The 12,632-nt window shown below is 34.8% G+C and carries 10 protein-coding genes; 2 read left to right on the top strand and 8 right to left on the bottom strand.

The genetic code is table 11. The annotated features are described in order from the left end of the window. Positions 1 to 17 precede the first annotated feature (17 nt). From dhbB to BGI23_RS11355, 5 genes are all read right to left on the bottom strand, one after another. On the bottom strand, positions 18 to 905 hold the full coding sequence (dhbB, locus tag BGI23_RS11375) for an isochorismatase (RefSeq protein ID WP_070805964.1): 888 nt from the start codon (positions 903 to 905) through the stop codon (positions 18 to 20). A 29-nt stretch (positions 906 to 934) separates the two neighbouring features. Continuing rightward, positions 935 to 2,551 (bottom strand): (2,3-dihydroxybenzoyl)adenylate synthase, encoded by a 1,617-nt coding sequence (locus BGI23_RS11370; RefSeq protein ID WP_070805963.1) that lies wholly within the window; start codon positions 2,549 to 2,551, stop codon positions 935 to 937. A 13-nt stretch (positions 2,552 to 2,564) separates the two neighbouring features. After that, the gene (gene dhbC / locus BGI23_RS11365; protein ID WP_000657801.1) at positions 2,565 to 3,764 is read right to left on the bottom strand and encodes an isochorismate synthase DhbC; all 1,200 of its coding nucleotides are present in this window, start codon (positions 3,762 to 3,764) and stop codon (positions 2,565 to 2,567) included. Positions 3,765 to 3,790: 26 nt separating this feature from the next. Beyond that, positions 3,791 to 4,561 carry a 2,3-dihydro-2,3-dihydroxybenzoate dehydrogenase gene (gene dhbA / locus BGI23_RS11360; RefSeq protein ID WP_001048424.1) on the bottom strand — a complete coding sequence of 257 codons (771 nt, stop codon included), beginning with the start codon at positions 4,559 to 4,561 and terminating at the stop codon, positions 3,791 to 3,793. A 622-nt stretch (positions 4,562 to 5,183) separates the two neighbouring features. Then, positions 5,184 to 6,386: an L-lactate MFS transporter gene (locus BGI23_RS11355; RefSeq protein ID WP_000748920.1), complete on the bottom strand. Its 1,203-nt coding sequence runs from the start codon at positions 6,384 to 6,386 to the stop codon at positions 5,184 to 5,186. Between the two features lie 566 nt (positions 6,387 to 6,952). Between BGI23_RS11355 and BGI23_RS11345 the strand changes: the two genes are divergently transcribed. Next, complete coding sequence (locus BGI23_RS11345; protein ID WP_000646794.1) at positions 6,953 to 7,138, top strand: YkvS family protein; 186 nt, start codon at positions 6,953 to 6,955, stop codon at positions 7,136 to 7,138. 210 nt (positions 7,139 to 7,348) lie between these two features. Here the strand turns inward: BGI23_RS11345 and BGI23_RS11340 are convergent, their stop codons facing one another. Beyond that, complete coding sequence (locus BGI23_RS11340) at positions 7,349 to 7,648, bottom strand: ArsR/SmtB family transcription factor (protein WP_000214798.1); 300 nt, start codon at positions 7,646 to 7,648, stop codon at positions 7,349 to 7,351. Positions 7,649 to 7,978: 330 nt separating this feature from the next. Here BGI23_RS11340 and BGI23_RS28390 point away from each other — a divergent pair, with 330 nt between their 5' ends. Beyond that, complete coding sequence (locus tag BGI23_RS28390) at positions 7,979 to 8,152, top strand: hypothetical protein (protein WP_001142746.1); 174 nt, start codon at positions 7,979 to 7,981, stop codon at positions 8,150 to 8,152. 222 nt (positions 8,153 to 8,374) lie between these two features. Here the strand turns inward: BGI23_RS28390 and BGI23_RS11330 are convergent, their stop codons facing one another. Together BGI23_RS11330 and BGI23_RS11325 are read right to left on the bottom strand one after the other, a co-directional pair. After that, a complete protein-coding gene (locus tag BGI23_RS11330) occupies positions 8,375 to 11,464 on the bottom strand; it encodes an AAA family ATPase (RefSeq protein ID WP_070805962.1) in 3,090 nt (1,029 codons plus the stop codon). Next, positions 11,461 to 12,618: an exonuclease SbcCD subunit D gene (locus BGI23_RS11325; protein WP_070805961.1), complete on the bottom strand. Its 1,158-nt coding sequence runs from the start codon at positions 12,616 to 12,618 to the stop codon at positions 11,461 to 11,463. Before BGI23_RS11325 ends, BGI23_RS11330 begins: the two co-directional genes overlap by 4 nt. Positions 12,619 to 12,632 lie beyond the last annotated feature (14 nt).

The following is a 12,632-nucleotide window of genomic DNA, read 5'->3' as shown; positions in this document are numbered from 1 at the left end:
TTATTATGTAGTCTATATTAAAGTACACGTTCTGTTTGCAGAGATAATAAGCGATGCCAATCAACAACCGTTGGGTTCTCTGCTAAATCCGCAAAAGTAATCTCCTTTCCTTCGCGACGCCACTTCTCTACTAAACTCATAATTCTGACCGAATCAAGTCCTCTATTTAATAAATCTTCATCAGTCCCAACACTCTCTACTGGTTCACGAAGTAATTGTGCAACTAGTTCATGTACTTTTTGTAAAGTGATTTCATCATCATCTTTTAAACCTTGTAACTCTGTTAACAAACTGTTAGTTGATGTCGTTACTGCACATCTATTTGACGCATACTCCAACGCTTGTTTATGATGTTCTAGTGAAAAATCAGCAACTGCATCCGCTACAAAGAACGGCTGAATTCCATCCATAAATGCTTCACAAGCTGTTAAAAGGCAGCCAATATGCGCATAAATACCACAAATAATGAGTTGATCTCTTCCTTGTTCGTTTAAAATTTCTAATAGATTTGTCTTTTTAAATGCACTATATCTCCATTTTGTTAGGAATATATCATCCTCATCAGGAGTAAGTTCATCAACAATTTTCTTTTTATCTGGTCCAGCAGGAATACCGTCACCCCAAAAGTCTTGTAATAAACCTCGTTGTTCTAACGTTTGCCCACCAGGTTGTGCTGTATAAACAACTGGTATACCAAGTTCCTTACATTTTTCTCTTATCATTTTAATATTTGAAATAAGTTCTACTTTTGGTGATTCTTTATCGCTATATGCATCAAGAAAATATTCTTGCATGTCATGGATTAAAAGAACCGCACGTTTTGGATCCGGCGTCCAGTTCACTTTATTTTTTGGTAGTTCGGATTCAACTGGCATTTTGTATACTGAAATAGATGGGATAGCCATCTAATCACTTCCTTCCAATTTTTATATTTTTATCGTTTTACCGTAATAAGTTTCTCAGCAATGACTTTACGTAACTCTTTTTTGCTTACCTTTCCAACACCTGTTTGCGGAAATGCTTCAATAAATTCAATTCGATCTGGAATCTTATAAGCTGCTATACCGCGTTCTCTTAAAAACATTTTTAATTCACTTACAGTCGGAGCTTGTCCGCGAGCTATTACAAATGCACAAGTACGTTCTCCTAAATAGTCATCAGGCATCGATACAATTGCTACATCATGCACTGCATCATGTGCTAATAAATGATTTTCCACTTCTTCCGCGGCAACTTTCTCACCACCACGATTAATTTGATCTTTATCTCTTCCTTCTACAATGATGTAACCTTGTTCATTTACTTTCACAAGATCTCCTGTGCGATAAAATCCATCCTTTGTAAATGATTGTGCATTATGCTCTTCTGCTTTATAATAACCACGAATTGTATATGGCCCTCTTGTTAATAAACTACCTACTTCGCCCGGTTTTACATCGTTGTCATTTTCATCAACAACTCGTACTTCATCGAGTTCAGACATTGGTCTACCTTGTGTATGAATAATAATTTCTTCCGGATCATCTAATCTTGTATAGTTCACTAATCCTTCCGCCATACCGAACACTTGCTGTAACGTACATCCAAATGTAGGGCGTATACGTTTTGCAACCTCAGCGCTAAACTTAGCACCACCTACTTGAATCACTTCTAGACTCGATAAATCAGCATTACGAGAAGATGCAGCATCAAGCCATATCATTGCTAATGGCGGTACGAGAGCAGTAATCGTAACTTTTTCTTTTTCAATAAGTGCAAATGCCTCATCTGGACTACCTCCAGTTGCCAGCACTACTTTTCCACCCGCATAGAAAGTTCCAAATGTTCCAGGAGAGCTCATCGGGTAATTATGTGCTACTGGAAGAACGGCCATATAGACACTCTTTGCACTTAATTTACAAATTTCAGCGCTAACACGTAAACTATAAATATAATCATCATGCGTTCGAGGAATTAATTTAGAAAGTCCTGTTGTCCCCCCTGATAATTGGAGAAACGCAACATCACTTGGCTGAACTTCTGGTAATGGAACGGGATCTATATATAAATCACTTATGTTCACAAATTCTTCTTCTTCTCCCACTACAATTACATGTTGTAAAGTTGGCACTTTCTCTTTCACTTCTCTTGCTAGTTTTCGATAATCAAAACCGAGAGCTTTATCTGAAATAACGTAAGCACTCGCCTCACTAAACTCACAAAAATAACTAATTTCACTGCTTCGATGTGAAGGTAATGCAAAAACAGGAAGTGCCCCAATTCGAAATAGCGCAAAACATACTTCGAAAAACTCAATAACGTTAGGTAGCTGGATTACAACTCGATCCTCTTGCTTTATTCCTAAATTCAGTAGCCCTGAAGCTAATCGATCTACTTTTTTATCAAACTCACTATACGTAATATGCGTATTACCACTTACAACTGCAATTTGATCGCCATATTTTTCAGCTCGCTCTCTTAACATCCCGCCAAATGTTTCCCCAAGCCAACACCCTTCCTCTCGATAACGATCAGCAAATTCTTTTGGCCATTTTGTATAACCTGTTAGCATTCTTTCTGCCCCCCTACTTTTCATTAAGTGAACTATCATTTAATCCTAATGCTTTCAACATTGTTTGGAACTTAGCTGATGTTTCTGCTAATTCATCTTCTGGTTTTGACTCAGCAACAACGCCCGCTCCTGCATATAAACGGAGTGTATTTTCTTGTACTTCAGCACAACGAATTGTAACAATCCATTCACCGTCTCCATTTAAATCACTCCACCCTAGCATTCCTGTAAAGAATTCACGGTCAAATGGCTCAATTTTTTGAATCGCCTCTCTCGCTTCTTCCATCGGTGTGCCGCAAACTGCTGGCGTCGGATGAAGAGCAATTGCTAATTCCAAAGAAGTAGTATTCGGATCCTTTAGTTCACCTTTCACTTCAGTAGATAAATGCCACATCGCTTCACTATGAATAACGGATGGCTTTTCCGGAACATGTAATGTATGACAGTACGGACGAAGCGCTGCAGCAACTGCTTCTACTACTACCGCATGTTCATGTAAATCTTTTGGAGAAGAAAGTAATTCCTCTGCTCTTCTCTTATCTTCAACTGAATCCTCACTACGTGGCCTTGAACCAGCTAACGGATTAGAAATAACTTGCATACCATTACGTGAGACGAGTAATTCAGGGCTCGCTCCAATTAACGTCTTACTATTCTCATTTTCATCTTTCGATACATTCACAGCAAATGTATATCCATGCTTATTATGCGCTGCTAATTCTCGAAGAAGTTTTTGCTTATCAATCTTTTCGGAAGAATTAACATCTAACGATCTGGATAGAACGATTTTCTTTAAATCCCCGCCCTTTATTTTTGCAATTCCTTGCTTCACACCATTCATATACACTTCAGGCGCTGGTACAGGCGTCATTTCGAATGTTAAGTTCTCATTTATTTCAAGCTGATTTGTTGTATCCAATTGTAATCGTTCAGAAGTCCTACTATATTCTGGTACGATAAGTTGGACTTCTTTTCTACGATCAAATGGCAAAGCACCGACAACGATAGGATTCGGATTTCCGGCTTGTTTTGCATTACATAATACTGCTTGTACAAGTTCTGGGAAACTTTCAATTTCATGATGCTTTACTGTAGTAAACTCTCCTTCTGCTAATATCGTTCGAGTTGGTGAAGCGAAAAAGAATGAAGATTCAGTCTTATAATCTTCTAGTAATTTTTCTGACAGTTCCTTTACAGCCGTAAATTCCTTCATTGTATAGTAACCCCCTGAATTTTTTATTAAACGCCTAATGTAGCTCCGCCATCAACACATAAATTATGCATTGTAATATGACTAGCTTTATCTGAAGCTAAAAACAATACTGCTTCAGCAATTTCTGAAGGCTGTGCAATTTTTTGTAACGGTATACCAAGTCTATATGTACTTTGAGAACCAGCAATTATATTTTTTTCTCCATTCTCATCAGCCCATAGTAGTCTTTGCATTTCAGTTTCAGTAGAACCTGGAGAAACTACGTTACAGCGAATGTTATACGCTGCAAGTTCTAATCCTAAACATTTCATAAACATCGTCGTAGCAGCTTTTGATGCAGCATATGCAGCCATCTCCATTCTCGGCGTATTTGCTGCATTTGAACCAACTGTAACAATTGTCCCTGACTTTCTTTGCATCATATGTTTACTTACTGCTCGGGACATATAGAAAACTCCTGTAGAATTTACAGAAAATGTTTTATTCCAATCTTCATCACTTAACGAGTGAATCGCTCCCATACGTAAAACCCCTGCAACATTTACTAATATATCTATTGGCGCTATTTCATTTTCAATATCATTTACCATCTGTTCAACTGCGGTACTATCACTCACATCTAAGCAAAACGTTTTCAAATGTATTTCATTTAAGAGTTCGTTTAATCCCTCTTCATTTTGATCAACCGCAATAACTGTAGCTCCTCTTTCTAAAAACATTTTAGCAACAACACTACCTATACCTTGAGCTGCACCTGTTACTAAAACAGTTTTCCCATCAAATTCCCCTAAGTTCATTTCCTCTATCCTTTCATTTAAAAATCAATCTAATTAAACAAATAATGATAATGATTATCATTATCGATGTAAAAAATAATACACTTACTAAACTAATTGGTCAAGTGTACTTTTCATTAAAATATTATTCATTGATAACGTTTTTCATTTAACGTTCTTACACCGAAATGATAATCTTTCTCAATAAACTTGTCAACCTATTTTTATTTTTCAGATAAAAACTTTAGTGCTTTTCAATACAATTACATCTAAAAGTATTAATAAATACTTACATTAATACTTTAATTCTTACCCCTCTTTGTAAAAATTGAAGATGATAAACTGAAGATCTCTTCAGTTACAAAGCCTTAACAAAAAGTCGAGCATTTATTTTCTCAATATTTGTCTGAAAATATATCTTGCAAACATCAATTCATATTTTCTTTATTATTTAAGATTTAATACATATTTCGAATACGATGTATCGATTTATTATATTCCAATATAATCCAAACGGATATTTCACTCACTTTTATATCAAAAAAAATAAAAAGTAATTTAACCTTGTTAAAATAACTCAAAAAAGCACCCTATTTAACAGGATGCTTTTTCGTAACTATAGTCTTATAGAAGATTTATATACTTATGCTACGCTGCGATACTCTTCTTCTTGTTCTTTTTTCTGTTTAGGTGCTCGAATTAAAATTGCGATAATGAATGACACGACACATAGTACACCAATCACCATAAAAGTTGGTTTGAATCCACCTAGAAGTGCACCGATAAAGGAACCTGCAAGCGCTCCAAATCCAAATCCTTGATACACAATTCCGTAATTCTTACTATGGTTTTTCATACCGAAGAAATCACCAACAATAGCTGGGAAAATAGTAATATTTCCCCCAAAGCAAAACGCTACACTTGCTACACATACGAAGTAGATACCGTAATTCAAATCTACGAAACTTAGAACTAATACCGAACTCGCCATAACCACAAAAGTACCCGTAACAATTTTCAAACGACCAATTTTATCTGATAACGGTCCTAGAATAATACGACCTAATGTGTTAAATATTGCAACCATAGCCACCGCATTAGCTGCTGTCGCTGCACTAAGCCCTACAAGTTGAACACCAATGTCTTTTACCATACCAATTAAGTATAAGCCACTCATACATGATGTAAATAACATGATGAATAATAAGTATACTTGTTTTGTGCCTAACATTTCTTTCATTGTATATTCATGAGTGTTTGTTTCCTGAACTGCACCTTGATCAGCAGCTTGATGGATTAAACAAGCTCCAAGGACAATCATAGCTGTAACAATTAAACCCCAATATATAAACGCTTGCGATACACCAACGGAATCGATTAACTTTGCATTTATATATTTGAAAATTAAGCTACCTGTACCATATGCAGCTACAGATATACCAGAGATTAAACCTTTACGTTCAGGGAACCACTTAATTAAATTAGATAGTGAAGTAATATAAGCTGTACCATCTGCGTAACCTACAACAACTCCTGCTAGTACATAAAGCAATATTAACGAAGAAGCTTGTGAACTAAGTACTAATCCTAGTCCTAATGCTAGTCCAGCTATCATAATAAGTTTACGAAGTCCCCATTTTTCTTGCAATTTACTTGCAAATAAAGTTGAAAATGCTAAGGAAAGACTAGTAATTGAGAAAGTTATCGCAACCGCGTTAAGACTCCAACCGTATTTACTAACTAAAGGCTGATTGAATAAACTCCATGTATATATCGTTCCAAGTCCCATTTGAACTATTACTGTACCAAGGACAACAAGCCATGGATTAACCTTTGATTTTTTCATACCTTTCCGCCTCCTCTTTCTATTTCAATGCTTTTCGCTAAGTCTTGTTTTTTTATGTTCATTTTGGTCATCTCTTTTGATTTAACACCTTCATTGTATAAGATGTTTTCAGTTATGTAAGCACTTACAAGACAAGGCGTCAAAAACATGGAATCAGTTACAGAAAACGAAGGATGAAATACAAAAAAATGTTTTTTAAATACGTAATAGTTGTTCATATTGTTTTGTATAAGTTAAATTTATATATGTTTTTGAATCCTTTTTTCAATAGTAAAACAATAAAACCGTCTCTTTAATAAACATTAAAGAGACGGTTTTATTAAATTAATTCATAAGCCTGACTTTCTTTATACATTTATAATTGTTTCTTCAAATGTAATAATTGGCTCTACAAATTCCATCATAATGAAAGCGTTTTTAATACGTCTTGTTAAAACTTCTTTTAATTCTGTACACATAGACAACAAATATTTTTTTGATAAATAAAACTAAATATTCACTAATATACTTATACGTGGTTTAATATATATAATAAAAAATATTTCTGTCTTTAATGAGGAGGTACTATGAAAGCAAACGTAGGGGATACTATACTTTTTCAACGAAACAATTTAAAGATTACAGGATCTGTACTAAAACTTTATACTGAATCGGTCTTAGTTGAAATTACAAATGTAAGCGGTGGTACTTTTGAATTTGAACGAACAATTGTAAATCATAAAAACTATAAAATATTAAATACGAATACATAAAGTGAAACTTTAATCAGTGGGGGTTTTGTTCATCCCCCACTGATTATTAGTTGAACCAATCAGACGTTTACGGACAGCCTGACTCCCACCTAACTTCTTTGCTCCAACTGAATTTTGAGGTGGGAGTTTTACTGTCGGTTAACGCGTGATAGAACAACACAAAATAGCCCCTGCTCACCAGCAGCGGCTATTTTATATGAAAATACTTCATTAGTTTATATATCCTAAAACACTTACAATCTTACTCGCTTTTAAATTATTAATATGATAATAAATTTCTAAACCTCTTCTCTCAGCTCGTAACACTTTACCTTTCATTTTTGATAAATGTTGCGAAACAGTCGATTGTGGAATATTTAGTAATTCTGTTAGTTGTGTTACGTTACAAGTTTTTCTCGTGCTTAATTCATTTACAATTTGTAATCGGATTGGGTGCGCCATAATTTTTAAAATATCTACATCTTCTTCTGAAACTAAACTTTTTCTCATTTCACTCGTATATGTTGTCATAAGACATTCCCCTTTTATATGAATTCCTTTTATTTAGATCTATTTCCAAAATATTTAAAACTCCGATGTGAAACCTTTATATAAAAATAATAGAATTTTAAATTTTTAAAAACAGAACGAAATACAATTCACTTTATTTATTTGGTACATATACATAATACAATGTTAATATGTGCTCTATGTGAAGTTAGCATAAATTTATAATGAAGATTTTTCAAATAATTCACATCTAACTATATACTCCCTCATAACACTATCCAGTGATTTTAACATATTTTAGGTGTTTGTATATACTATATACAAAATAAATGTTATTTAGGGGGAATTCAAATGCCTACAATGTTACAAGAAGAAGTTGAAGAAGCGCGCGAAACATATGTCAGTCGTATCATTTTGGTCGGTGGATCGGCTTTATTTTTAGTAGGTGGTGTTATCTCGGCAATTTCGGCTTTTAAAGCTTATAATCGTTTGGAAAATACGCCTCCTTCTACAGATAACTCATAGGTGAATTATCTAATTTTGAATAACAAATAAAGAGGCTGTCCCAAAAGATGCTTTTTAGCCAAAATCGTATAAAAAGTGAAAGGCAGAAATGTTGATTTTATAACATTTCTGCCTTTTCGATTTCATGTGATCTTACTTCGAAAGAGACTTATGAGACAGTCCCTTTATTTTATCAAAAGTTCTATACTAAAGAATCGCAAATAATATGAATTACAATTGAACTTACTTCACCACAAACCGTGTCTGACTACACCCATCCTTCTGCTTCGTTACTTCTAATACAGCTGGCATTGCGTTTTTCAGCTCTTGAACGTGTGAGATTACACCAATAAATCGACCTGATTTTTGTAAGTCAATTAAGGCGTCAACCGCTTTTGTTAATGACTCCTCATCTAATGAACCGAATCCTTCGTCGATAAACATCGTTTCGATTGAAATACCGCCTTCATACGCTTGAATGACGTCTGCCATGCCGAGCGCTAAGCAAAGTGAGGCATTGAATTTCTCGCCGCCAGATAATGTTTTTACATCGCGTGTTTGGCCAGTATATGCGTCGTATACATCTAACCCTAATCCACTTTGACGATTTCTCTTTTCAACTCGTTCACTTCGTTTTAAATAAAATTGTCCATTTGATAATTTACGTAATCGTTCGTTTGCAATTTGAACAATTTGTTCTAAATACTCAATTAAGATGTAACGTTCAAATGATATACGGCTTTCGTTATCACCTTTCATTACTTCATATAAGTCAACAAGTTCTTGGAAAGCTTTTTCTTCCTCATGAATTTGCTCATCAATACGTCTAATATTTTCATGTAAATCAGAAATATAAGTTACCGCATTTTGCGAACGTTGACGTTTTTCTTTAATGATATCAAGGTTAATTTCTAGTTCTTTAATGTGTTCACCTAACGCCGTAATATCCATATACTCTTTATCTTTTAATTCAGCATGTAACTCTTCAATTTGTTTTGCAAGTACTTCAAGAGATGAATAATAGCTTTGAATTTCTTTTTGTAACATATCCATCTCGGCATCACTTAATTTCGCTTCTTTATACGTAATTTGATCTGTAAATCCACTCTGTTCAAGCTCTTTCATAAAGCGCGTGAAAGTCTCTTCTTTCTTCGATTTTGCACTTTCAAATTGATTAGAAGCACCTTCCTGTTCTGCTTGAATACGTATATTTTCATTTTGCCAATGTTGATACGCCTCCTGCACTTTCTTCCATTCGTCCTCCATTAATTTGAGCTCATGCATAGCTTGGTCAAACTGGACTTTCCAAGCTTGGACTGTTTGTAAGTTTTCAGGAATGTTTTTCTTATCATGTTCATATGACGTACGAAGCTGCATACAATCCATTTCTATACGGTGCTGTTCTGTTTCTACCTCATGTTTTTGTTTCTGAAGTGCATCTACTTTTTCTTCTATGCTTTTTATTTTCGCAGCTGTTTGCTTACGCGTTTCTTCACTTGCTTTTAACGTATTCACTTCAGTTGCTAATTGTTTTCCTTTTTGAACAAGCGCACTATATGTTTCAGCTAATTCTTCTGAGCGATAGCCTCGCTTCTTAACCTCTTCTATTACTTGCTCATATTGAAGATGATAGAAATTCCATTTCTCCTCTAATTGAACAAATAGTTTTTCAGCAATATTTTTCTTATCTCTTAAATCATTTAACTCTTTTTCATCGATCGCATCACTTTGCTCTGTAGCTTTTTTCGGATGGTTCGTGCTACCACATACTGGACAAGATTCACCATCATGCAAATGAAGAGCTAATATACCAGCTTGTTCACTTAACCAGCGACGTTCCATATTTTCATATGCGTTCACTGCCGATTGCATGTTATTATATGCCGCTTCTTTTTCTTTCTCGAATTTTTGTTTTTCTTGCCAAACATCATATGCTTGCTTTAAAACTTTTGCATCTTCTCGCATATTCGTTAGTTCTTCTACTTTAGCTACGTATTGTTCAAGTGCTCGTTCTAATTGCTGTAATTCATCAGACATTAGCTGTTTATGATTTGTATGCACTTCTAATTGTTGCTCTAAATTTTGCATACTTACTTTTAATTTCCCTACTTGAACTTCTGCATTTTGTAAATTCAACTGTTTCTCAGCTAATGATGCAATAATCGGTTGTAACTCTTCTAATCTTTGAACAAGTTTTTTTGCATTTTCTCTCTCAGGTTCTTTATTCTTTACTGCTTCATATTTCTCCTGAGCAAGTTTAAAGTTATTCGTTATATTTTCTTTTTTAGCGATTATTTGTTTTAACAAACTTTCAACTCTCTGCTCATTTTGCATTGCTTCTTCATACCATTGTTCAAATGGTAATAAGCGCTTCGCTTGTTCCGCACGTTTAAAAGATGTTTCTTTCATTTCAATGACTGTACGGTTTTCTTGTAATGTATTATATTTCTCATTCTTTTGTTGTAAATCTATAAATTTCTCATTTACAGACTTCGCTACATGAAAACGTGTTTCAGCATCCTTTAATTGCTTCGTTTGAATATCTTGTTCTACTTGTAATTGCTCCACCTCTGCCTTATACGCAGCTGTCTCTTGTTCTAATGCCTCTACTACTTGATGCGTATTTACATGGTCTTGTTCCACTAATGTCTCTAATAATGCTCCATCACGAATTGGTAATTTAAAAACATTACGGAAATATAACTCTCGCTCTTTCTGTTTTTCTTGTAAGACGTCTTTCCATTGTTTTCGTTTTTGGTCAAGTAACTCACGCATTAACTTATAACGATCTGTTTTAAAAATACGACGCAAAATCTCTTCTTTGTTTTCTGTCTCAGATGTTAATAGTTTTCGGAATTCCCCTTGCGGTAACATAACAATTTGGCTAAATTGATGTTTACTTAAACCAATTAAATCTTCTACTTTTTTATTTACATCCGTTACATGGAAACGATCAACAGCCGGAATCTTCTCTTCATCAATTACTTCATATAATTCTACTGCATGTCCCGTAATCGTCTTGTTCCCTTGTTTTTTATGTCCCAGTTGTCGTTTTATTTCATAACGTTTCCCTTTTAACTGAAAGGTTAATTCTACGCTTGTATACACATTATCATCAGCAAATTGACTGCGGAGCATGCTCGTATCACTTCGTTCTTCTCCGCTTGCCTCACCATATAAAACATAACAAATCGCATCAAAAATCGTTGTCTTTCCGGCGCCCGTGTTTCCAGAAATGGCGAAAATACGATGCTCTCCCAAATCGTCAAAATCAATTACTTCTTTCTGTTTATATGGGCCAAATGCCGTCATAATAAGCTGAATCGGTCTCATCCTCGTTCACCTTCCCGTTCTTGCACTGTTTGTAATACTTCTACAAATAGACGTTCTTTCTCTTCTGATAAATCTAAGCCTTTCATTTCTTTATAAAAAGCCTTTAATAATGATAAATCATCCATTTTATGTCTTGAAACAGTTAATTCATTTGACTCAGTGAACTCTCGTCTTTGAATGGCTCTTTCAACATGCATTGCATTTGGATAAACAGAGCGTATTTTTTCCATTGGCTGCAAGACAGGATTTTCATCTAATAATTTTACAAACACGTAATCTTCACTTACTGGATGTTGTAACAATTCATCTATTTTCGCTTCTACTGTTCGCATTTTACGGCGTGGTGTAAGTAACCTTTTTTCAATTGTTACTTCACCTTGCTCGTCCAATTCCACAATATAATATCCTTTTTTATGTTTTTCTTCAGAAATAGAATATGCAAGTGGAGAACCTGAATACCTGATTGTCTCATTACGTACGAAATGCGCTTGATGTAAATGTCCAAGCGCTGTGTAATGAAACTTATCAAAATAATGACTATTCACGTATTCAGCACCACCAATTGAAAGCGGTCGTTCAGCATCACTTGTATTCTCTTCCGCTTCGCCCGCAGAAGTTACAAATGCATGACCAACAAATACATGTCTAGCTTCTTTATCCATCGTTTCAGAAAGTTCATTCATAAAAATACGCATCGCATCATCATGAGAACGTACGTCTTCGTTTTTCAATACATGTCTCACTATGCTTGGATCCGCATAAGGAATGAGATGGAAGTGAACCTCCCCATATTCATCATTTAATATAATTGGCTCATATGGAAATTGAAATTGCCCCACAATAAATAATCCTTGTTTCTTCATTAAACTACTTCCAAAATGAATACGATCTGGACTATCATGGTTTCCTGCGACTGCAATAACTGGTGTTTGTAAATCAATCACTATTTTTTGCAGCACATCATTTAATAAGTCTACTGCTTCCGTAGGTGGAATTGCTCGGTCATATAAATCCCCTGCAATAATTACGGCATCTGGTTTTTCTTCTTCAACAGCTTGTACAAACTGATCTAATACAACCTTTTGATCTTCAGTCATATACACGCCATGAACAAGCTTTCCTAAATGCCAATCGGCTGTATGAAATAACTTCATGGTTTCCTGCTCCT

It is taken from the genome of Bacillus sp. ABP14 (assembly GCF_001831375.1).
In the GTDB taxonomy this organism is placed as follows: Bacteria; Bacillota; Bacilli; order Bacillales; family Bacillaceae_G; genus Bacillus_A; species Bacillus_A paranthracis.
The sequence above is the reverse complement of the archived record's forward strand: the minus strand, read 5'-3'. Positions and strand labels throughout refer to the sequence as shown.

Excerpts from the sequence above, each read along its gene's own strand:
- dhbB (WP_070805964.1), bottom strand. The coding sequence starts at position 905 with ATGGCTATCCCATCTATTTCAGTATACAAAATGCCAGTTGAATCCGAA.
- BGI23_RS11370 (WP_070805963.1), bottom strand. The coding sequence starts at position 2,551 with ATGCTAACAGGTTATACAAAATGGCCAAAAGAATTTGCTGATCGTTAT.
- dhbC (WP_000657801.1), bottom strand. The coding sequence starts at position 3,764 with ATGAAGGAATTTACGGCTGTAAAGGAACTGTCAGAAAAATTACTAGAA.
- dhbA (WP_001048424.1), bottom strand. The coding sequence starts at position 4,561 with ATGAACTTAGGGGAATTTGATGGGAAAACTGTTTTAGTAACAGGTGCA.
- BGI23_RS11355 (WP_000748920.1), bottom strand. The coding sequence starts at position 6,386 with ATGAAAAAATCAAAGGTTAATCCATGGCTTGTTGTCCTTGGTACAGTA.
- BGI23_RS11345 (WP_000646794.1), top strand. The coding sequence starts at position 6,953 with ATGAAAGCAAACGTAGGGGATACTATACTTTTTCAACGAAACAATTTA.
- BGI23_RS11340 (WP_000214798.1), bottom strand. The coding sequence starts at position 7,648 with ATGACAACATATACGAGTGAAATGAGAAAAAGTTTAGTTTCAGAAGAA.
- BGI23_RS28390 (WP_001142746.1), top strand. The coding sequence starts at position 7,979 with ATGCCTACAATGTTACAAGAAGAAGTTGAAGAAGCGCGCGAAACATAT.
- BGI23_RS11330 (WP_070805962.1), bottom strand. The coding sequence starts at position 11,464 with ATGAGACCGATTCAGCTTATTATGACGGCATTTGGCCCATATAAACAG.
- BGI23_RS11325 (WP_070805961.1), bottom strand. The coding sequence starts at position 12,618 with ATGAAGTTATTTCATACAGCCGATTGGCATTTAGGAAAGCTTGTTCAT.